The sequence below is a fragment of the Thermobifida cellulosilytica TB100 genome, assembly GCF_001517975.1.
Classification (GTDB): Bacteria; Actinomycetota; Actinomycetes; order Streptosporangiales; family Streptosporangiaceae; genus Thermobifida; species Thermobifida cellulosilytica.
The window spans coordinates 74703-94339 of sequence record NZ_KQ950184.1 but is presented as its reverse complement, the minus strand read 5'-3'; the positions used below and the strand labels follow the sequence as shown (position 1 = coordinate 94339).

14 protein-coding genes and 2 tRNA genes are annotated in these 19637 nt (G+C 72.4%); 5 read left to right on the top strand and 11 right to left on the bottom strand.

The genetic code is table 11. The features are described from left to right. Positions 1-74: 74 nt before the first annotated feature. Both AC529_RS14980 and AC529_RS14975 read left to right on the top strand, forming a co-directional pair. On the top strand, positions 75-1232 hold the full coding sequence (locus AC529_RS14980; RefSeq protein WP_068757790.1) for an AI-2E family transporter: 1158 nt from the start codon (positions 75-77) through the stop codon (positions 1230-1232). 198 nt (positions 1233-1430) lie between these two features. Further along, entirely contained in the window at positions 1431-1952 is a 522-nt protein-coding gene (locus tag AC529_RS14975; RefSeq protein ID WP_068757788.1) for a DUF6315 family protein, read from the top strand. Positions 1953-1965: 13 nt separating this feature from the next. Here AC529_RS14975 and AC529_RS14970 read toward each other — a convergent pair whose 3' ends face one another. The 6 genes from AC529_RS14970 to nadD all read right to left on the bottom strand — a co-directional run bounded on the left by AC529_RS14970 (position 1966) and on the right by nadD (position 6897). Continuing rightward, positions 1966-3999, bottom strand: a complete 2034-nt coding sequence (locus AC529_RS14970) for an ATP-dependent DNA helicase (protein WP_068757782.1) — start codon at positions 3997-3999, stop codon at positions 1966-1968. A 560-nt stretch (positions 4000-4559) separates the two neighbouring features. Further along, positions 4560-4632: transfer RNA gene (locus AC529_RS14965), tRNA-Ala, on the bottom strand. Positions 4633-5000: 368 nt separating this feature from the next. Next, positions 5001-5073: transfer RNA gene (locus tag AC529_RS14960), tRNA-Ala, on the bottom strand. 72 nt (positions 5074-5145) lie between these two features. Next, positions 5146-5772 (bottom strand): histidine phosphatase family protein, encoded by a 627-nt coding sequence (locus AC529_RS14955; protein WP_068757779.1) that lies wholly within the window; start codon positions 5770-5772, stop codon positions 5146-5148. 43 nt (positions 5773-5815) lie between these two features. Next, positions 5816-6211: a ribosome silencing factor gene (gene rsfS / locus AC529_RS14950; RefSeq protein WP_068757777.1), complete on the bottom strand. Its 396-nt coding sequence runs from the start codon at positions 6209-6211 to the stop codon at positions 5816-5818. Positions 6212-6237: 26 nt separating this feature from the next. Further along, complete coding sequence (nadD, locus tag AC529_RS14945; protein ID WP_068757776.1) at positions 6238-6897, bottom strand: nicotinate-nucleotide adenylyltransferase; 660 nt, start codon at positions 6895-6897, stop codon at positions 6238-6240. Positions 6898-7065: 168 nt separating this feature from the next. On the opposite strand from nadD, the gene AC529_RS14940 reads away from it, so the two are divergent. Together AC529_RS14940 and AC529_RS14935 are read left to right on the top strand one after the other, a co-directional pair. Then, positions 7066-8106, top strand: coding sequence for a M48 family metallopeptidase (locus AC529_RS14940; protein ID WP_068757774.1), 1041 nt, complete (start codon positions 7066-7068; stop codon positions 8104-8106). Between the two features lie 461 nt (positions 8107-8567). Further along, the gene (locus tag AC529_RS14935; RefSeq protein WP_232306760.1) at positions 8568-10565 is read left to right on the top strand and encodes a glycosyltransferase family 2 protein; all 1998 of its coding nucleotides are present in this window, start codon (positions 8568-8570) and stop codon (positions 10563-10565) included. A 33-nt stretch (positions 10566-10598) separates the two neighbouring features. On the opposite strand, the gene AC529_RS14930 is transcribed toward AC529_RS14935, so the two are convergent. From AC529_RS14930 to AC529_RS14920, 3 genes are all read right to left on the bottom strand, one after another. Beyond that, on the bottom strand, positions 10599-11198 hold the full coding sequence (locus AC529_RS14930; protein WP_068757767.1) for a DUF1349 domain-containing protein: 600 nt from the start codon (positions 11196-11198) through the stop codon (positions 10599-10601). A gap of 115 nt (positions 11199-11313) precedes the next feature. After that, positions 11314-12093: an endo alpha-1,4 polygalactosaminidase gene (locus AC529_RS14925; RefSeq protein ID WP_269745551.1), complete on the bottom strand. Its 780-nt coding sequence runs from the start codon at positions 12091-12093 to the stop codon at positions 11314-11316. A gap of 80 nt (positions 12094-12173) precedes the next feature. Continuing rightward, positions 12174-13430, bottom strand: a complete 1257-nt coding sequence (locus AC529_RS14920; RefSeq protein WP_068757765.1) for a glutamate-5-semialdehyde dehydrogenase — start codon at positions 13428-13430, stop codon at positions 12174-12176. A gap of 557 nt (positions 13431-13987) precedes the next feature. Between AC529_RS14920 and AC529_RS14910 the strand changes: the two genes are divergently transcribed. Further along, the gene (locus tag AC529_RS14910; protein ID WP_068757761.1) at positions 13988-16885 is read left to right on the top strand and encodes a glycoside hydrolase family 9 protein; all 2898 of its coding nucleotides are present in this window, start codon (positions 13988-13990) and stop codon (positions 16883-16885) included. Positions 16886-16943: 58 nt separating this feature from the next. On the opposite strand, the gene AC529_RS14905 is transcribed toward AC529_RS14910, so the two are convergent. Together AC529_RS14905 and AC529_RS14900 are read right to left on the bottom strand one after the other, a co-directional pair. Next, positions 16944-18089, bottom strand: coding sequence for a glycosyltransferase (locus AC529_RS14905; RefSeq protein ID WP_068757759.1), 1146 nt, complete (start codon positions 18087-18089; stop codon positions 16944-16946). After that, on the bottom strand, positions 18086-19637 hold a 1552-nt coding region (locus AC529_RS14900), incomplete at its 5' end, for a CDP-glycerol glycerophosphotransferase family protein (protein ID WP_198156443.1). The genes AC529_RS14905 and AC529_RS14900, both read right to left, overlap by 4 nt.

Sequence of the window (19637 nt, the reverse complement as noted above, 5' to 3'; positions counted from 1 at the left end):
ACCCGATGAGTGCCTCCGAGCCCGGACCCGTACGGCCCGGTCCCCCCGGGACGGCCCCTCGTTCCGAGGTACCGATGCCGTCGTGGCTGCTGCGCGCGCTGCTGATGGCGGCGTGGGTGGTGACGCTCGCCGCCCTCGCGTGGTGGCTGTTCGTGCAGTTGCAGGGGCTGCTGCTCCTGCTGCTGATCTCGCTGTTCCTGGCGCTGGCGCTGGAGCCCGCGGTGAACTGGCTGCACCGGCACCGCTGGCCGCGCGGGCTGGCCACCGGCACGGTGATGCTGGTGGCCGCCGGGCTGCTGGGGCTGTTCCTGACGGTGCTGGGGTCGATGCTGGTCGGCCAGGTCGCCGCGTTCGTCACGGAGCTGCCCCGGATGATCCGGTCGCTGCTGGCCTGGGCCAACAGCACCTTCCGGACCGACTTCTCCCCCACGACGCTGCTGAGCGAGCTGACGAGCGTCAGCGGGCTGGCGGAGGACTACCTCTCGCAGCTCGCGGGCAACGTGGTGGGGGCCGGCTCCACGGTGCTGGCGCTGCTGTTCGACGGGCTGACGGTCACACTGTTCACCTTCTACCTGTGCGCCGACGGCCCCCGGTTCCGGCGCACGATCTGCTCGGTGCTGCCCCCGCACACGCAGCGGGAGGTGCTGCGCGCCTGGGAGATCGCCATCGAGAAGACCGGCGGCTACATCTACTCCCGGGCGCTGCTCGCGCTCATCTGCGCCTTCGCCCACTACGTGCTGCTGGTGGCGCTGGACATCCCGTTCGCGTTCGCGCTGGCCCTGTGGATCGGGGTGCTGTCGCAGTTCATCCCGACGGTCGGCACCTACATCGGCGGGGCGCTCCCGGTGCTGGTGGCCCTGCTCGACGGGCTGTGGCCGGCGGTGTGGGTGCTGCTGTTCGTCACCGTCTACCAGCAGTTCGAGAACTACCTCCTGCAACCGCGGATCACCGCCAGGACCCTGGACATGCATCCGGCCGTGGCGTTCGGGTCGGTGCTCGCGGGTGCTGCGATCCTGGGCGCTCCCGGAGCGCTGCTGGCCCTGCCCGCCGGGGCGAGCCTACAGACCTTCCTCGGCCTCTACATCAAGCGCTACGAGGTGGCCGAGCACCCGCTGCTGGGCGGCACGGAGCCCGCGGAGGAAGTGCGGCCCGCTCCGGCCCCGGCCGCCGGGGCGCCGGGCCCGGAGGGCGGCTCCTCCGCCTCCGGCGCGGACCGGGACGAACCGGAGTGACCGCTGCCGGGCGGCGCGCGGAGGGGCGGCAATCTACTCTCCGCGGCACCGTGGTGCAAGCCCAACAACCCGACATTGGGGACGAGAGGGAATCTTTGGGCACCGGTGAGGACAGTTTGGAGAAAACCCCCGGTGAAATCGGTTCCCCCGTGGTGAAGGCGCGACGCATACTCACTCGTGGGAGGGGGGATCGTGAGGATGAAACAGGAGTTGACCGCCCTGTGCTGCGACTGCGGAGCGATCCGCCGGGTCAGCGCGCACCGGGGCATCGGTGAGGCCCAGTCCGCCTACGGCACGGCCCGGTGCGTGGTGTGGCGGCTGTGCCGCTCCTGCGGTCGGCGGACCTACCACGCCTACATGCGCAACGACGAGGACCGCGACGAGCTGGAGGACGCGCTGCGGCTGGACGACGCGCTGGCCGCCGAGGCGCTGGACGAGGAGGTCGAGCAGTTGCGCCGGTGCGGTGTGGAGGTCGCCCACGCCCCCGTTCCCGCGATCTGGGACGGCCAGCCCGTCGGCATGCTCACCCAGCGCCTGAGCGACCGGCTGTACTCCGTCGTGCTGGACCCCCACTCCTCGGTCGTGGCCCGGCTCAAGCTCATCGACCTGGCGTGGTACGAGCTGACCACCGGCGAGCACGGCGACCGCTGGTACGTCCACTCCTCCGACGACGGCCCGGACTACGCGGTCCGGCTGTTCGGCTTCCGCTCGTCGCGCTGACCGCGGCGCGGCCTCAGGCCGCCTGCGACGCCGCCCGGTCCAGTCGGCGCAGGGCCGCGCGGACCACCTCCGGATCGGTGGTCCCCCAGTACGGCGGCAGCGAGGCCCGCAGGAACGCGCCGTAGCGGGCGGTGGCCAGCCGCGGGTCGAGCACCGCCACCACCCCCCTGTCGTGCACGGAGCGCAGCAGCCGCCCGGCCCCCTGGGCCAGCAGCAGCGCCGCGTGGGTGGCCGCGACCGCGAGGAACCCGTTCCCGCCCTCCGCGCCGATCGCGCGCTGGCGGGCCGAGGCCAGCGGGTCGTCGGGACGCGGGAAGGGGATGCGGTCGACGACGACCAGTTGCAGCGACGGCCCCGGGACGTCGACCCCCTGCCACAGCGAGAGCGTGCCGAACAGGCAGGCGGCCTCGTTCTCGGCGAACTCCTTGACCAGTTGTCCGGTGGCGTCGTCTCCCTGGCACAGGATCGGGTGGTCCAGCCGCTCTCGCAGCTCCTCGGCGGCCTGGACGGCCGCGCGGGTGGAGGAGAACAGGCCGAGGGTGCGCCCTCCGGCGGCGTCGATGAGTTCGGCGAGCTCGTCGAGGTAGGCGGGGTGCAGGCCGTCGCGTCCGGGCGGGGGCAGGTGCTTGGCGACGTACAGGATCCCGCTGCGCGCGTGGTCGAACGGCGACCCCACGTCGAGGGCGCGCCAGCGCGGCCGTTCTCCCTCCTCCGCCGCCTGCTCGGCGGGCGCCCCGGTCCCCTCCGGGGGCGCGTCGGCGTCCGTCCCGGCGGGAAGGTCGAGCCCCCACTGCTGCGCCATGAGGTCGAAGGAGCCGCCGAGCGCCAGGGTGGCGGAGGTGAGCATGGTGGTGCGGTCGGTGAACAGCGCCTGGCGCAGCACCCGGTTGACGGCGAGCGGGGCGACGCGCAGCCCGGGGGTCTGCCGGGCTCCCCGGGCGAGCCAGACCACGTCCTGCCGTTCGCGGAGGGGCTGCTGTGCGCAGGCGAGGATCCGCTCGGCGGTGCGGTGCACCTCCTCCAGCGCGGCCAGCGCGAGCCTGCGCGCACCAGCGTCGTCGTCCTTGGGGCGCTCGGCCAGGGCGGAGAGGCAGGCGTGCGCGGCGTCCCGGACCGCGGCGACGGCGGTGGCCAGCGCGTCGGGGAGGTGGTCGAGCCGGCCGGGCGGGGTGTCGTCGACCATCAGCGCCAGCCCGTCGGCGGTCTCGGCAAGCCGCTCGGTGAGGTCGACGTCGCAGAGCCGGGCGGCCCGCCGCGCCGCGACGCTGACGGCCCGGACGCTGAGGACCCCGGTGGCCACCGAGGTGACCCGGTCGACGAGTTCGTGGGCCTCGTCGACGAGCAGCAGGTCGTGCTCGGGCAGCAGACGGTAGCCCTGGACCGCGTCGATGGCCAGCAGGGCGTGGTTGGTGACGACCACGTCGGCCCCGACGGTCTCGGCGCGCGCGAGTTCGGCGAAGCAGTCGTCGCCGAAGGGGCACATCTGCGCCCCCATGCACTCGTTCGCGCCCACGGACACCTGCCGCCAGGCCAGGTCGCTGACTCCCGGGACCAGGTCGTCGCGGTCGCCGGTGAGGGTCTCCTCGGCCCACTCGTGCAGGCGGCGCACCTGGCGGCCGAGCGAGGACAGCACGTGCGGGTCGAACAGCTCGGCCTCGTCGGGGTCTGCCGCGGCCCCCTCCAGCCGGTGCCGGCACAGGTAGTTGCGCCGCCCCTTGAGGATGGCGAAGGAGGGCCTGCGGCCCAGCAGCGGCTCCAGGGCCTCGGTCAGGCGGGGCAGGTCGCGTCCGATGAGCTGGTTCTGCAGGGCGATCGTGGCGGTGGAGACCACGACCGTGGCGTTCTCGGCGACGGCGTGGCGCAGCGCCGGGACCAGGTAGCCGAGGGACTTTCCGGTCCCGGTGCCGGCCTGCACGACGAGGTGTTCGCCGGACTCGACCGCCTCGGCCACCGCCCGGGCCATCGCCACCTGGCCGTCGCGCCGGGTGCCGTTGAGCGCGCGCACGGCGGCGTCGAGAAGGGTTTCGACGTCGGGAAGATCAGACACGCACCCGACAGTACCGGTCTCCCGCGTTCGGCACCGCCGGTTGTCCACAGCGGGGGCCGGGGAGGCCGTCGGCCTGCCGGACGCGGAGGCGGCCCCGGCGGTCGGCCCTCCAGGGCTGCCCCTGGCAGGGGTCCGGTCACGTTCCCGCTCCGGCGGGCCGTTCCGGTGTCGCCGTCGTCCGGCGGCCAGTGGGCACAGGTTCCGGGATCCGCGACCCGCGGGGTGCCGTTCGGGCCGGGGAAGCAGAGGACAAGCACCGAGGCCCCTGGGAAAGCGATTTCCACTCCAGGGGTCCGCCCCGGACGCGCATCCGGGGCGGGGCGCCCGGCCGCACCTCGTGCCCCCGTCGCATCCGGACACCGCAGCCGGGGACGGGCGGAGGGGTCGGGCAGGATCTGCGCACCGTCCGCGGGTCCTGCCCGCAGCCCAGTCCGCTTCCGGACCGACGCCGCGGCGCGGGGACCGGAGTGCTCCGCGGCTCCAGGCGGCACGGCGGGCGCACCCCGGAAAAGGAACGGGCCCGCAGGTGAGGAGAGGTCCTCGCCCTGCGGGCCCCGGCGTGGAGCTATGGGGATTCGAACCCCAGACCTCTTCCATGCCATGGAAGCGCGCTACCAACTGCGCCATAGCCCCTTGCGGCAGGAACAACTCTACCGGATCTTGGGGGGTGCTCCGTACATCCCGCCCCGGCCGGGGCGTCAGGGGGCCGCCGTCCGGTGCACCGATCTCCACCGCAAACCCATGAAAACGCTTTCTGACGCCGTCGGCTCCCCCGGCGGGGCCGCCGCGGTTCCCACCGCAGCGCACCGGTCGTCGGAGGGGGAGGGCCGACCGCCGTGCCGTCCGGGGTGTGCGCCGGTTCCCGACCAGAGGCGGCGCCGTGCGGCCGTCCCGGATCGGCACCGGTCTGCGGGCCTCCCGGCGCCTTCCGGTCCCCGCGGGCAGCAACAGGCCGTGAACACAGAACCGCCCCGCCTGCTGGCGGGGCGGTTTCTTTCCGGTGGAGCTATGGGGATTCGAACCCCAGACCTCTTCCATGCCATGGAAGCGCGCTACCAACTGCGCCATAGCCCCGTGTGGAGCCTGCGGGCGCTGCCCGCCGACTCCCAGAACGATAGCGGAAAACGACGCGTTAGTCGAAACGGTTCAGCGGTCGTCGCCCAGCACCCGGTCCTCGGGGAGGCTGCCGGCGTTGTGTTCCAGCAGCCGCCAGCCGCCGAGGCGTCGGGGGCCGAGCACCGACCAGCAGCAGTTGCTCAGCGAGCCCAGGGCCTCCAGGTGCTCCGGGGGCAGGCCGAGCATGGTGTGGATGCCCGCACGCAGGGCCGCCCCGTGGCTGGCGACGACGAGCGTGCCTCCTTCGGGCACCTTCTCCAGACCGCGGGCGATGGCCTCGGCCACCCGCGCCCCGACGGTGGGCATGTCCTCGCCGCCGGGGATGTCCATAGTCTTCAACTGTTCGGGCCAGCCCGCCGCGATCTCGGCGTGGGACAGGCCCTCCCACGGGCCGCCGAAGCGTTCGCGCAGGGCCGGGTCGTGGGTCACCGTCAGCCCGGTGAGCCGGGCCAGGGCGTGCGCGGTGTCGGAGGCCCGTTGCAGGTCGGAGGCGATGATCGCATCGGGTCGCAGTTGGGCCAGCAGTCGGGCTGCCCGTTCGGCCTGGGCGACGCCCGTCGTGTTCAGGGGGATGTCGAGCTGCCCCTGGAAGCGGTTCTCGACGTTCCAGTCGGTCTGTCCGTGACGCCAGCAGATCACACGGCGGGTCTCGGTCACAGGGTCACTCCTGTCCGGGGAAAGGGCGGCAAACCGGGGACGGTCAGGTGCCGTCTGCCACGTGCTCGACTCCCCGGGCGCCCTCCGGAAGCGCGATCTCCGGGCAGTCCTTCCACAGCCGTTCCAAACCGTAGTAGCTGCGCTCCTCCTCGTGCTGGATGTGCACGACGAGGTCGACGTAGTCCAGCAGGACCCAGCGACCGTCGCGTTCGCCCTCGCGGCGCACCGGCTTGGCGCCGGCCTGGCGCAGCAGCCGCTCCTCGACCTCGTCGACGATCGCCCTGACCTGGCGGTCGTTGGGCGCGGAGCACAGCAGGAAGGCGTCGGTGATCACGAGCTGGTCGCTGACATCGTAGGCGACGATGTCCCGGGCCAGTTTGTCGGCCGCGGCAGCGGCAGCGATGTTGACGAGTTCAACAGTCCGGTCCGTAGCGGTCACAGGTGCTAGCTGCCTCTCGTGGGCCGCTACCCCGCCTCCTGATCATCGAGGTAGAGCCCGGTCTTGTTGATGTAGCGGACAATGCCATCGGGCACCAGGTACCAGATGGGCTCGCCCTTGCGGACACGCTCCCGACACTCGGTCGAGGAGATGGCCAGGGCCGGGATCTCCACCAGGGAGACCTTGCCCTCGGGCAGACCGGGGTCGGCGAGCTGGTGCCCCGGTCGGTTACAGCCTACGAAATGCGCAAGTTCGAAGAGTTCATCCGCGTTGTGCCAGCTCAGAATAGCGCCCAGCGCGTCCGCTCCGGTGATGAAGAACAACTCCACGTCAGGGCCGTACTGCCGGCGCATCTGACGCAGGGTGTCGATGGTGTAGGTGGGGCCTTCCCGGTCGATCTCGATCCGGCTCACCCGGAACTGGGGGTTCTCCGCGGTGGCGATCACGGTCATCAGGTAGCGGTGCTCGGCCGGGGTGACCCGGGCCCCCTTCCGCTGCTTCTGCCAGGGGTGCCCGGCGGGGACGAAGATGACTTCGTCGAGGTTGAACAGGTGGGCGACCTCGCTGCCGGCCACCAGGTGTCCGTGGTGGATGGGATCGAAGGTGCCGCCCATGATGCCGATACGGCGCGGCGAGGAGGGGCGCCGCAGCACCCTTCCCCACGTGGTGCTCTTCTCCTCGGGCACGGTCCAGGCTCTCGTCTCGGCTCGGCCCCGCGGTCGGGGCGGGTCCTTCCGGTTTCGAGAGTAGTCGGCGCGGATCCGGCCGCCGCGTGCGGCCCTTCCGAAGGGCGCGTCGCACCGGCTCACGCACAAGGCGTGGATTTGCGGGATGGCCGCACATAGCATGCAGACATGTCGACTACTCCGGACCGTGCCCGCATCCGACTCCGCAGCATCTCCTCCCGAGCCTACGAGCACCCGGCGGATCGCGGTGCACTGGTCGCGTTGCGGTCGCTGCGGGGCTTCGACGAGGTCTTCAAGCGCCTGTCCGGCCTGTTCAACGAGCGGGCGCTGCGGCTGATGTTCCTCGCCGGCGCCGTGCGGGTGAACGAGCGCCAGTTCCCCGACGTCCACGACTACGTGCGCGACGCCGCCTACGTCCTGGACCTCGACCGGGTGCCCGAGCTGTACATCCAGATGAACCCGCAGCCCAACGCCATGGCGATCGGCAGCAGCCGCCCCTTCATCGTCATGACCACCGGGCTGTTCGACCTGCTCGACGCCGAGGAGCAGCGGTTCGTCGTGGGCCACGAGGTGGGCCACATCCTGTCCGGGCACGCCGTGTACCGCACGATGCTGCTGGCGCTGATCCGGCTGGCCGCGCGGGTCGCGTGGATCCCGCTGGGCTACGTCGGCCTGCGCGCGATCGTCGCCGCGCTGGAGGAGTGGTACCGCAAGTCCGAGCTCTCCTGCGACCGCGCCGGGCTGCTGGCCTCGCAGAACCCGGAGGCCGCCAAGCGGGCGCTGATGAAGATGGCCGGGGGCTCGCGCCTGGCCGAGATGAACGTCGACGCGTTCCTGGAGCAGGCCCGGGAGTACGACGCGGCCGAGGACGTGCGCGACGGCTTCCTCAAGCTCCTCATCACCCAGGGGCACACCCATCCGTTCGCGGTGATCCGGCTCGCCGAGCTGGACCGCTGGATCAGCGACGGCGACTACCGGCGCATCCTCGACGGGGACTACCCGCGCCGCGACACCGACACCGACGCCCGGATCGGCGAGGAGGCCCGCAGGGCCGCCCAGTCCTACCGCGAGGCGTGGGAGCGCACCTCCGACCCCCTGGTGGGCACGCTGCGCGACGTCGTGGGAACCGCGGCGAGCACCGGCGGCAAGATCTTCGACACGGTGGCCGAGCGGTGGCGGAACGGCTCGTCGGCCCGCCGCTCGGGCTGAGGCGCCGCCCCGTCCAGGGCTGTCCGACGGGCGGGCAGCGGTCCTCCGCCGTCCGGCTGCCCATTTTGCCCAAAAAATAGAACTCTAAGAATCAGTTAAATAAAATTCAAATAATATCACCCCTCCTTTCTGTGTGAGAATCTCCACATTGATGGGTATTTAAGGCACAAACTACTCGGTACTCCCATTAGAGTTCTGAACCACCCCGCCATCCGTTTCGGGGACAGACGCTCGGGGCATCCCCTCTCCGGCCTCCCAGCAGTCCCCAGTGCAGCCCACACGAGCCGGTCCGCGCGCGTCCGCGCGACCGGTCTCGCCGTAGTCCGGATCAACCACGAACCCGGCGACGATCGCGGCGGCCCGAACGCGGCGCGGGGACCGGTCCGTCCGATCTCCGTCGGCGACACCGTGTTCGCAGCGACGGATTCCGCCGGACCACACCCATCGAGGGATCAATGCCCATGGACGTGACCGTCATCATTCCGGTCCACAACACCGGACGCGGAGTGCTGGAGGGCCTGGAGTCGCTGCGCGCCCAGACCCTGCCGCGCTCCCGTTTCGAGGTCATCTACGTCGATGACGGCTCCACCGACGAGACCGGCGCGCTGCTCGACGCCGAGCTGGCCGACGAGGAGAACTTCTCGGTGGTGCACATCGAGAACTCCGGCTGGCCGGGCCGCCCCCGCAACATCGGCATGGACCGCGCCCGCGGCGAGTTCCTCTTCTTCGTGGACGACGACGACCACCTCGGCGCCGAAGCCCTGGAGCGCCTGGTCGCCAAGGCCCGCGAGGACTCCGCCGACATCGTCATCGGCCGGATGGCGGGCATCGGCCGCAAGGCGCCCCGGGAGCTCTTCCAGAAGCCCCTCTCCGGCGCCACCCTCCGCACCCACCGCGTGCTCCTCAGCACGCTCACGGTGCACAAGCTCTTCCGCACCGAGTTCGTGCGGGCCAACGGGCTGCGCTTCCCCGAGGGGAAGGTCCGTCTCGAGGACCACATGTTCATGCTCCCCGCCTACCTGCGCGCCCGCTCGATCTCGGTGGTGCACGACTACACCTGCTACTACTGGGTGCGGCACAAGAACTTCGGCAACATCTCCTTCGCCACCCCCGACTTCAAGGACTACCTCGGCAGCGTCGAGCGGATCTTCGACATCATCGAGGCCGAGACCGAGCCCGGCGAGTTCCAGGACGCCCTGATCGCGCAGTGGTACCGGGGGAAGGTGCTGGGCCAGTTCCAGGGCGCCAAGTACCTGAATCTCCCGCCGGAGGCCGTCGACACCCTGCACAGCGAGGCCTACTCGCTGGCGGAGCGCCGCGTCCCCGAGCGGCTGGACGCCAAGCTCAACCCCTTCGCCCGGCTGCGCGCCGCAGCGCTGCGGAGCGGGAACTTCGCGCTCATCCGCCAGATCACCGAGTTCGAACTCGACCTGACCCACCGGGTCACGGTGAACGGCTACCGGTGGGACGGCACGACGCTGTACGTGGACATCGAGAGCGCCCTGGTGCGCAAGAGCACCAAGCAGCCGCTGGAGTTCGTGCGGTCGGGTGACTCGGTCTACTGGGACCTGCCCTCCGAGGCGCTCGCCGACTCCCGGGTGCGGGCCGCTGCGGAGATCAGCGCCCCGCTCCGGAAGATCAAGCTACAGACGTTCGCGCGCTGCAAGGAGATCGGCGCGGACGTGACGGTGCCGACCTCGTTCACCTCCACCGAGGAGCCGACGGGGCAGGACCGGTTCACCATACGGCTGACCGGGACCGTCAAGCTCGACCTGACCCGCGCCAACCTGGGCTCGCCGCTGCTGGGCAGTTGGTGGTTCGTCTCCCGGGTGGAGTACTGCGGTATCAGTTGCGACCAGATTCCCGGCCCGAACCGCTCCCCCGAGGCGGAGGCGGGCTGCGTTCCCGCGCTCGTGCACCTGGACGAGGAGACGTCGGTCCTGGCGACCACCACCTACAACCGCAAGGAGCACCTGGTCCTCACGGTCGACCCCTCCTGGAAGGAACTGGCCTCGCTCGTCCCCCGGAACGAGCGGCCCGCCCTGGTGCGGGAGAGCGACAGCCTGCGGCTGCGCGTCCCGCTCTCCCTGTACACCGGCGGCGAGGAGAACAGCCTGTCGCTGCGGCTGGTCAGCGAGGGGACGAGCGTGGAGAGCACCGGGAGCGTGCAGCCGACCGACGCCGCCCGGCCCCGCGCGGTGCTGACCGCCGAGATCCCCTCGGTCCCCAGGCGGGGCCGCTGGCAGGTCGCCGTGGGCTCCGCGGACCACCCCGTCCCGCTGCCCATCCACCTCTCCCGGGGCCTGGTCCGCTGGTCCGTGACGGTGCAGCGGCCGCCCCGGCTGCGCACCTTCGCGCGCCGCGTCTACCGCGCCCTGCGCCGTCGGGCGGGCCGCGTCTACCGCGCCCTGCGCCGTCGCGCGGGCCGCGTGGCGCGCGCGGTGGGGCTCCGCCGCTAGCCCCGTCCCGGCGCCTCTCCGCCCCGTTCGGGTTCACTGCCCGCCGCGCAGGTCCTCGGGCGGGGCGGTGGTGTGGGCGATCTCCGTGAACCGCACGGTCTGCCCCTCGCCCAGGGGCGACTGGGCGAGGAAGCCGACCCGTGCGGGGCTGGGCAGCGCGAAGTAGCGGACCAGGTGCCAGAAGCCGTCCCCGGTGTCGGCGTGGAAGGCGTAGGCTCCGCCGATGCGGGTGATCCGCAGCCGGGCGCCGCTGTCGACGGTGAAGGAGTTGCAGTCGTCGGAGACCCCGCCGCGGGTCACCACCGACACGATCGTCGGCCGTCCCTGCGGCGACAGCTCCAGGCACAGCTTGGCGTGGTTGTCCCCGTCGACGTGGAGGAACAGCACCCCGGCGTCGTAGGTGGTGCGGAAGTCGAGCTCGACCCGCGCGGCGAGGGTGAAGTCCCCGGCGAGTTCGGCCAGCAGGGCGGGCGCGTTGGCGGTCCGGGCCGTCCCTCCCGGGTCGCCGAACACGTCGGTGGCCGGACCGGCGCCGATGGTGAGCCGGTCGGGGGGTTCCACCGCGTGGCTCACCGGCGTGTTCCACCAGGTCAGCGGCGCGGGAACGGCGGGGAGGGAGATCGGTTCGGCCATGGGGGGCTCCTCGGGGTCTGCGTTTGGTCCCCCTGATCCTGTCCCGGTTTCCGTGAGGGGCGCAAGACCCTCCGTGGTGGGCGGTGGACGCCCCGCCTCCGCGGTCCGGCGCGGTTCAGCAGTGGTCGCGGACGTGTCCCGCGGCGTCGGCGGGCAGCAGTTCCCGGTCGCGCAGGACGGTCGAGGCCGGGGTGTCCGCATCGGCGCAGACCTCCTCGAAGGAGGGGGCGGGCCCGTCGGCGTACTCGACGTCCAGGACGCGGTCGCCGTAGACGCGCGTGTACTGCGCGCACTCGGCGTAGCGGGCGCACTCCTCCACGATCGCGAAGTCGAAACCGATCTCGGTGCGGCCGACCTCCGCCAGCTCCGCGGTGTTCTTCTGGGCGGCGGCCAGCCCGAGCCCGTGGGCGAGGTCCACGTACCGCCGAGCGGTCTCGGCGTTGTCCTCCGCGGTGAGCGCGCCCCCGGAGCGGGTGTAGGAGTCGAGGTTGTCGAACTCGACCGCGTCGAACCCCTTGGCCGCGCACTCCTCGACGGTCCCGGCGACGGCCTCGACGACGCGGGTGCGCCGCTGCGGGGTGGAGGTGTCCAGCAGCATCTCGTCGGGCCAGGCCGGGTCGACCAGCACCTCTCCGCTGCCGTCCCGCAGCAGCAGGTCGGGGTGGTCGCGGAGCCAGCGGTCGCGTTCCTGCGGCTGGGTCTGGAAGCCGTTGACGTAGCAGACCGAGTAGCGCCCCCGGGCGGGTTGCGCGGTGCTGTCGCGGACGACCACGGCGACCCCCTCGCCGGGGTCGTAGGCGCCGCCCAGTTGGTAGTCGAACCGCGCGCCGACCGGCGGGGGAGCCGCGGCGGGGGCCGCACCGCCTCCCGCGGCGGGCGTGCACGCGGCGGCCAGGAGCGCGCTTCCTGCCAGCGCGGCGCGGAGCGCGGCGGGTACCCGCCCTGCGGGGCCGGGCCGCCGCGCTCCCGTCCGGGTCAGCGGACGTGCCCCTCGCCGGTGACGACGTACTTGGTGGACGTCATCTCCGGCAGGCCCATGGGACCGCGGGCGTGCAGCTTCTGGGTGGAGATGCCGATCTCGGCGCCGAAGCCGAACTCGCCGCCGTCGGTGAACCGGGTGGAGGCGTTGACCATGACGGCCGCGGAGTCCACCAGGGAGACGAAGCGGCGGGCCGCCGACTGGGAGTCGGTGACGATGGCCTCGGTGTGCGCCGAGGAGTAGGCGCGGATGTGCGCCACGGCCTCGTCGAGGGAGTCGACGACGCGGGCGGCCAGGTCGAGGGAGAGGTACTCGGTGGTCCAGTCCTCCTCGGTGGCGGGGACGACGTCGTCGCTGTAGGCGCGGACCCGCTCGTCGCCGTGCACGGTGACCCCTGCCTCGTGCAGCGCCGCCAGCGCCTTCGGCAGGAAGGCGTCCGCGATCCCCGCGTGGACCAGCAGGGTCTCGGCCGCGTTGCACACCGAGCACCGCTGGATCTTGCTGTTGAGCACGATGTCCAGGGCCCGGTCGAGGTCGGCCGCCTCGTCCACGTACACGTGGCAGTTGCCGGTGCCGGTCTCGATGACGGGGACGGTGGACTCGTTCACCACGGTCTGGATGAGCGAGGCGCCGCCGCGCGGGATCAGCACGTCCACCAGGCCGCGCGCCCGCATCAGGTGCTTGACCGACTCGCGGCTCATCCCGGGCACCATCTGCACGGCGTCCACCGGCACCCGGGTCCCGGCCAGCGCCCCCCGGATCACGTCGATGAGCACCGTATTGGAGGAGTACGCCGAGGAGGAGCCGCGCAGCAGGGCGGCGTTGCCGCTCTTGAGGCAGAGCACGGCGGCGTCGACGGTGACGTTGGGGCGGCCCTCGTAGATGATGCCGACGACACCGAGCGGGACCCGGATCTGGCGCAGTTCCAGGCCGTTGGGCAGGGTCTTGCCGCGGACGACCTCGCCCACCGGGTCGGGGAGTTCGACGACCTCGCGGACCGCGCCCGCGATCGCGGTGATGCGGTCGGGGGTGAGGGTGAGGCGGTCAATCATGGCCTCGCTGATGCCGTTCTCCCGGGCGCGGGCGACGTCCTCGGCGTTGGCCGCGACGATCTCCTCGGCCCGCGCGACGAGGGCGTCGGCGATGGCGTTGAGCGCTTCGTCCTTGGCGTCCCGGCTGAGCGGGGCGAGGTCTGCGGCGGCATCCCGAGCGCGCTCAGCAACCTCGCGGACGTCCCGCTCGATGTCAGTCATGGTGTCTTCGCTTTCTGCAGTCATCGGTCGATCACGCCGCACCGGACGGCGTGGGTGGAGGCGGTCCACTCCGGTCCGGAGAAGTCCGGCCGCCCCGGGCGGCGGTCGTGCGCGTCGCGTACCGCCGCCCCGTGCACAACAACGGTATCGGCGTTCCGGGCACGGTTGCCGCGCCGGGAGCCGCTGCGGTTGCCCGTCCGCCGCGTGCTGTCGGTGGCGTCCACTGTCCCTCTCCTCGGAACCGGCTGGGCGGTGGCGGGTCCCCGGAGTCTCCCGGGCCTCCGGAGCCCCACGCGCTCTTGCCTCCACAGTAGTGCGCGGTCCGCCGTCGGCGGACACCGCGCGCCGGTTTCCCAGCGGCCTCCCCGGGCACGGTCCGCGGGGCGGCGGGCCGCTGGTCCGACCACTTCAGAGCGGGTTCGGCTACTTTGTGTTGACCCATTGACGCACGGGGTCACCCCGTCGCACCATTCTTGAGACGTCACCTGCCGGAAACCGGCCCAGAAATGGGAGCGCTCCCAAGTAACAGACTCGAAATCCCCCTGTCTGGAGACCCCATGCCCGTCACCGACCCCCCGCCCCGATCCCCCCGTCGCGGACCGGTGCGCCGCCTCTCCACCGCGCTGGGCGCCGCCGTGGCCCTGTTCGCGGGCTCGCTGACCGTCCTGCCGGCCACCGGAACCGCGCACGCCGCACCGGCCTTCAACTACGCCGAGGCGCTACAGAAGTCCATGTTCTTCTACGAGGCCCAGCGCTCCGGGAAGCTCCCCGAGGACAACCGGGTCTCCTGGCGCGGCGACTCCGGGCTCACCGACGGCGCGGACGTCGGACTGGACCTGACCGGCGGCTGGTACGACGCGGGCGACCACGTCAAGTTCGGCCTTCCCATGGCCTTCACCGCCACCATGCTCGCCTGGGGCGCGATCGAGAGCCCCGAGGGGTACACGCGCTCCGGCCAGATGCCCTACCTCAAGGACAACCTGCGCTGGGTCAACGACTACTTCATCAAGGCCCACCCCTCCCCCAACGTGCTCTACGTCCAGGTCGGCGACGGCGACGCCGACCACAAGTGGTGGGGTCCGGCCGAGGTCATGCCGATGGAGCGCCCCAGCTTCAAGGTCGACCCCTCCTGCCCGGGCAGCGAGGTGGCTGCCGAGACCGCCGCGGCGATGGCCGCCTCCTCCATCGTCTTCGCCGACGACGACCCGGCCTACGCCGCCACCCTGGTGACGCACGCCAGGCAGCTCTACAACTTCGCCGACACCTACCGCGGCAAGTACTCCGACTGCGTGCCCGTCGGCTCCTTCTACAACTCCTGGTCCGGCTACCAGGACGAGCTGGTCTGGGGCGCCTACTGGCTGTACCGGGCCACCGGGGACGCCTCCTACCTGGCCAAGGCCGAGTACGAGTACGACTTCCTGTCCACCGAGCAGCAGACCGACATCCGCAGCTACCGCTGGACGATCGCCTGGGACGACAAGTCCTACGGCGCCTACGTGCTGCTGGCCCAGGAGACCGGCAAGCAGAAGTACATCGACGACGCCAACCGGTGGCTCGACTACTGGACGGTCGGCGTGAACGGCCAGCGGGTGCCCTACTCCCCCGGCGGGCAGGCCGTGCTCGACACCTGGGGCTCGCTGCGCTACGCCGCCAACACCGCCTTCGCCGCGCTGGTGCACGCCAGGACGGTCGACGACGACCCGGTGCGCAGCCAGCGCTACCACGACTTCGGCGTCCGCCAGATCAACTACGCGCTGGGCGACAACCCGCGCAACTCCAGCTACGTGGTGGGTTTCGGCAACAACCCGCCGCGCAACCCCCACCACCGCACCGCGCACGGCTCCTGGACCGACAGCATCACCTCCCCCGCCGACAACCGGCACGTGCTCTACGGAGCCCTGGTGGGCGGCCCCGGCTCCGCCAACGACGCCTACACCGACAGCCGGCAGGACTACATCGCCAACGAGGTCGCCACCGACTACAACGCCGGGTTCTCCAGCGCCCTGGCCATGCTGGTCGCCGAGTACGGCGGCACCCCGCTGGCGAACTTCCCGCCGGAGGAGGAGCCCGACGGCCCCGAGATGTTCGTCGAGGCCCAGATCAACACCCCGGGCACCACGTTCACCGAGATCAAGGCGATGGTCCGCAACCGGTCGGCCTGGCCCGCCCGGATGCTGGACAAGGGCACCTTCCGGTACTGGTTCACCCTCGACGAGGGGGTCGGCCCCGACGACATCGTGGTCACCTCCGCCTACAACCAGTGCTCGACCCCCGACGGCGCCCACCACGTCTCCGGCGACCTGTACTACGTGGAGATCGACTGCACCGGCGAGAAGATCTTCCCCGGCGGCCAGTCCCAGCACCGCCGCGAGGTGCAGTTCCGCATCGCCGGCGGACCGGGCTGGGACCCCTCCAACGACTGGTCCTTCCAGGGGATCGGCACCGAGCTCGCCCCCGCCCCCAACATCGTCCTCTACGACGCGGGCGAACCCGTGTGGGGCAACGCCCCGGAGGGCGGCGAGGACCCGGGCGAGCCCGTCGAGGACCGGACCCCGCCGACCGCCCCCGGCTTCCCAACCGTGCAGGACACCACCTCCACCAGCGCCGTGCTGACCTGGCCGGCGTCCACCGACTCCGGCGGCAGCGGACTGGCCGGGTACGACGTCTACCTGGTCGACGGCGGCCAGGCGGTCCTGGTCGGCTCGACCACGCAGACCAGCTACCAGTTGACCGGCCTGGAGCCCGCGACCACCTACACCGCCTACGTCGTGGCCCGGGACAACGCGGGCAACGTCTCCGAGCAGAGCCGCTCCGTCACCTTCCGCACCGCCAACGCCGCCGACGCGCCGAGCGTCCCGACCGGCCTGACCGCCACGGACATCAGCGCCACCGGCGCGGTCCTGACGTGGAACCCCTCCACCGACCACAGCGGCAGCGGACTGGCCGGGTACGACGTCTACCGGGTGGACGGCGGCCAGGCGGTCCTGGTCGGCTCGACCACGCAGACCAGCTACCGGTTGACCGGCCTGAGTGCGGCCACCGCCTACACCTACCGGGTGGAGGCCCGGGACAACGACGGCAACCGCTCCGGTCCGGCCACCGTCTCCTTCACCACCCTGGCCGACAGCGGCAGCAGCTCCTCGTGCGTGGTGGAGTACCGCACCAACGACTGGACCGGCGGCTTCACCGGAACGGTCCGGATCACCAACACCGGGACCTCCACGCTCTCCTCGTGGCGGCTCGCCTTCTCCTTCCCGGCGGGACAGCAGATCACCCACGGCTGGAACGCCACGTGGAACCAGAGCGGGGCCGACGTCACCGTCACCCCGATGTCCTGGAACAGCTCCCTGGCGCCCGGGGCGACCGTCGAGGTCGGCTTCAACGGCTCCTGGAGCGGCTCCAACCCCCACCCGACCGAGTTCACCCTCAACGGCGAGCGCTGCAACGCCGCCTGACCTCCCGACGGCCGCGGCCGTCCGCCGTGCGCGGGCGGCCGCGGCGCCGTGTCCGGCGCTAGCGGTCCAGGAACGCGAACAGCTCCTCCCAGCGGCGCACGATCCGCTCGGGGGAGTAGCGGAGCACGGAGCGCCGGGCCTGCTCCCCCAGCCTGTCGCGGAGTTCCCGGTCGGCCATGACCCGGGCGAGCCGCTCCGCCAGCGCCCAGGTGTCGCCGGGCGGGGCCAGCAGCCCGTCCTCGCCGTCGGTGACGATCTCGCGCACCCCCGGCGCGCAGTCGAAGGCCACGCACGGCACCGCGCAGGCCATCGCCTCCAGCAGCACCAGCGGGAAGCCCTCCCCCCGCGAGGACTGGACGAGGACTGAGGCGTCCCGCAGCGCGCCGGGCACGTCGGAGGTGGTCCCCCGCCACTCCACCGAGGAGTCCAGCCCTGCTCCGCGGCAGTAGGCGCGCAGCTCCTGCTCCTCGGCGCCGGTGCCGTAGACGCGCAGCGTCCAGTCGGGGAAGCGGGGCGCCACCGCGGCCCACGCCTCCAGCAGCAGGTCGACGCGCTTCTGCTCGTCGAGCCTGCCGATGCTGACCACCGTCCTCGCGGTGCGCGGCGAGGTCTGCGCGGGCAGCCACGGCAGCGGGTTGGGCATGACGTCGAGGTTGTTGAGCCCTTGGTTGATCCACCGGTCGGCGTCCTCGCGGGTGAGGGCGAGCAGCCGGTCGACGTCGCGGAAGTACCGCCGGACCCGGGCGAACCTGGAGGTGCGGCGGGACTCCTCGAACGACTCGTGGGTCATTCCGACGACGTGCAGCCCGGCGGTGTCGGCCAGGGCCACCCACTCCATCGCCCACACCTGGGTGACGATGACGACCCCGCCGGGCGCGGCGCTGCGCAGCAGCCCCGACAGCGCGTGCGCGCGCTCGCGCCGCTCCGCCTCCCACCGGGCCTGCCGCAGCCGCGCGGCCACGTCGAACCGGTCCCGCAGGCGGCGGGGACGCCAGGCGGGGGGCGGCCGCCTGGCGTAGAGCGTGGTGACCGGGTAGGGCGTCGCCCCGATCTCCTGGGCCGTCCGGGCGGGGGCGATGCCCACCACGCGGACCCGGTGGCCGCGTTCGGTGAACAGGCGCGCCATCCGGTGCGTCCAGCTCGTCACCCCGCCCAGTTCGTCGACGCTGTTGGCGACGAGGACGAGGTCGCGTCCGCCGCTCATCCGCGGCTCCCCGGTGCCAGGATGCGGTCGGCGACGGCGCGCGCGGCCGTCCCGGTGTCGTGGGCGGCGAAGCGCGCGGCGAAGGCGCGGCGGGCCTCGGCGTAGTCGGCCTCGACGGCCTTCAGCTCCCGGAGCGCGGCGAACAGCTCCTCCTCGGTGCGGGCCAGCGGGCCGGGGGCCGTCTCCGCCAGGTCGAGGTAGGTGCCCCGGGTGCGGGCGTAGTCGTCGAGGTCGGGCACGTAGAAGACCATCGGGCGGTCCAGCAGCGCGTAGTCGAACATCACCGAGGAGTAGTCGGTGACGAGTCCGTCGGCCGCCGCGAGCAGCGGGGTGGCGTCGTGCTCGGCGGAGACGTCGATCACCGTGCCGGCCGCCGACGGCGGCAGCACCATGCGCTCCAGGTAGTGCGCGCGCACCAGCAGCACGTAGCGGTCGCCGAACTCGCGGGCGAAGGCCGCCAGGTCGAACAGCGGCCGGACCGGCGTCCGGCGCCGCCGGGGGCGGCCGCGGAAGGTCGGAGCGTACAGCAGCACGCCCCTGCCGTCGGGCAGGTGCGGTGCCGTGGCGATCACCGGGTGCTCGCGGCGGCCGGTCCGCTCCTCCCGCCTCCGCTGCTGCACCAGGGCGTCGTTGCGCGGATACCCCACGGGCAGCGCCACCGACGGGTCGAGGCGGAACGCCCGGACGAGGGTGTCCATGTCGTGCCGGGAGCGCACGCAGAACGCGTCGAACCGGTCGAGGTCCGCCTGGAGCCGGGCCCGGGCCTCCCGGCTGCGCAGCTTCACCGCGACCTCGTCGAACCCCATCCGTTTGAGCGCGCTGCCGTGCCAGGTCTGGATGTAGGTGGTGTGCGCCGGTTTGCGCAGTCCGGAGGGGAAGCCCTGGTTGTCGATCCAGTACTCGGCGCGGGCCAGCGCCAGCAGGTAGCGCAGGCTCCAGCGGCGCACCAGCACCGCGTCGCGGGGGAAGCCGTCGGGGCTGCGGTCGTAGGACCACACGGCCCGGACGGGGGCGCCGCGGCGGCGCAGCTCCTCGTAGACCGCGCGCGGGCTGTCGGCGTAGCTGCGCCCCAGGTGGCTCTCGAACACGACGAGTCCCCGGCGTTTCGGCAGCCGGCACAGCACGGTGTGGTAGAGCCGCCGCTTGTTCCGCTCCGAGGCGAGGGTGCGGGGCGCCCGGCGGGCGGCGGAGAGCAGGGCGCGGCCGCGGCGGCCGATCCGGCTGGACGCGGCCGCGGCCAGGGCCGCGCGCAGGCGGCGCCGGGCGGCGGTGGACGCCGTGACGTGCAGGGCGAGGTGCCCCCTGGCGGAGACCTCCGCTGCTGCCCGGTCCGCGCCGCCCGGCAGCAGCGGCCGTACCGGCAGCGGGGCGGTGTCGAGGCAGGGGCGGTCCACGGTGAGGCGGGTGGGCACCCGGGTCCCGGCGACGTCCAGGACCAGGCGCAGGTCCCACACGTCGTCGACGACGCCGAGGGGGTGGAAGCGGCGGCCCAGGTCCAGTTCGGCCGTCCAGGCGAGGTGGTCGCCGCGGTGGACGAGCCGCCGCAGC

What these genes read in the sequence shown, in the direction of transcription:
- AC529_RS14910 (WP_068757761.1), top strand. Translation starts at nt 13,988, where the DNA reads ATGCCCGTCACCGACCCCCCGCCCCGATCCCCCCGTCGCGGACCGGTG.
- AC529_RS14940 (WP_068757774.1), top strand. Translation starts at nt 7,066, where the DNA reads ATGTCGACTACTCCGGACCGTGCCCGCATCCGACTCCGCAGCATCTCC.
- AC529_RS14980 (WP_068757790.1), top strand. Translation starts at nt 75, where the DNA reads ATGCCGTCGTGGCTGCTGCGCGCGCTGCTGATGGCGGCGTGGGTGGTG.
- AC529_RS14930 (WP_068757767.1), bottom strand. Translation starts at nt 11,198, where the DNA reads ATGGCCGAACCGATCTCCCTCCCCGCCGTTCCCGCGCCGCTGACCTGG.
- AC529_RS14905 (WP_068757759.1), bottom strand. Translation starts at nt 18,089, where the DNA reads ATGAGCGGCGGACGCGACCTCGTCCTCGTCGCCAACAGCGTCGACGAA.
- AC529_RS14975 (WP_068757788.1), top strand. Translation starts at nt 1,431, where the DNA reads ATGAAACAGGAGTTGACCGCCCTGTGCTGCGACTGCGGAGCGATCCGC.
- AC529_RS14935 (WP_232306760.1), top strand. Translation starts at nt 8,568, where the DNA reads ATGGACGTGACCGTCATCATTCCGGTCCACAACACCGGACGCGGAGTG.
- AC529_RS14920 (WP_068757765.1), bottom strand. Translation starts at nt 13,430, where the DNA reads ATGACTGACATCGAGCGGGACGTCCGCGAGGTTGCTGAGCGCGCTCGG.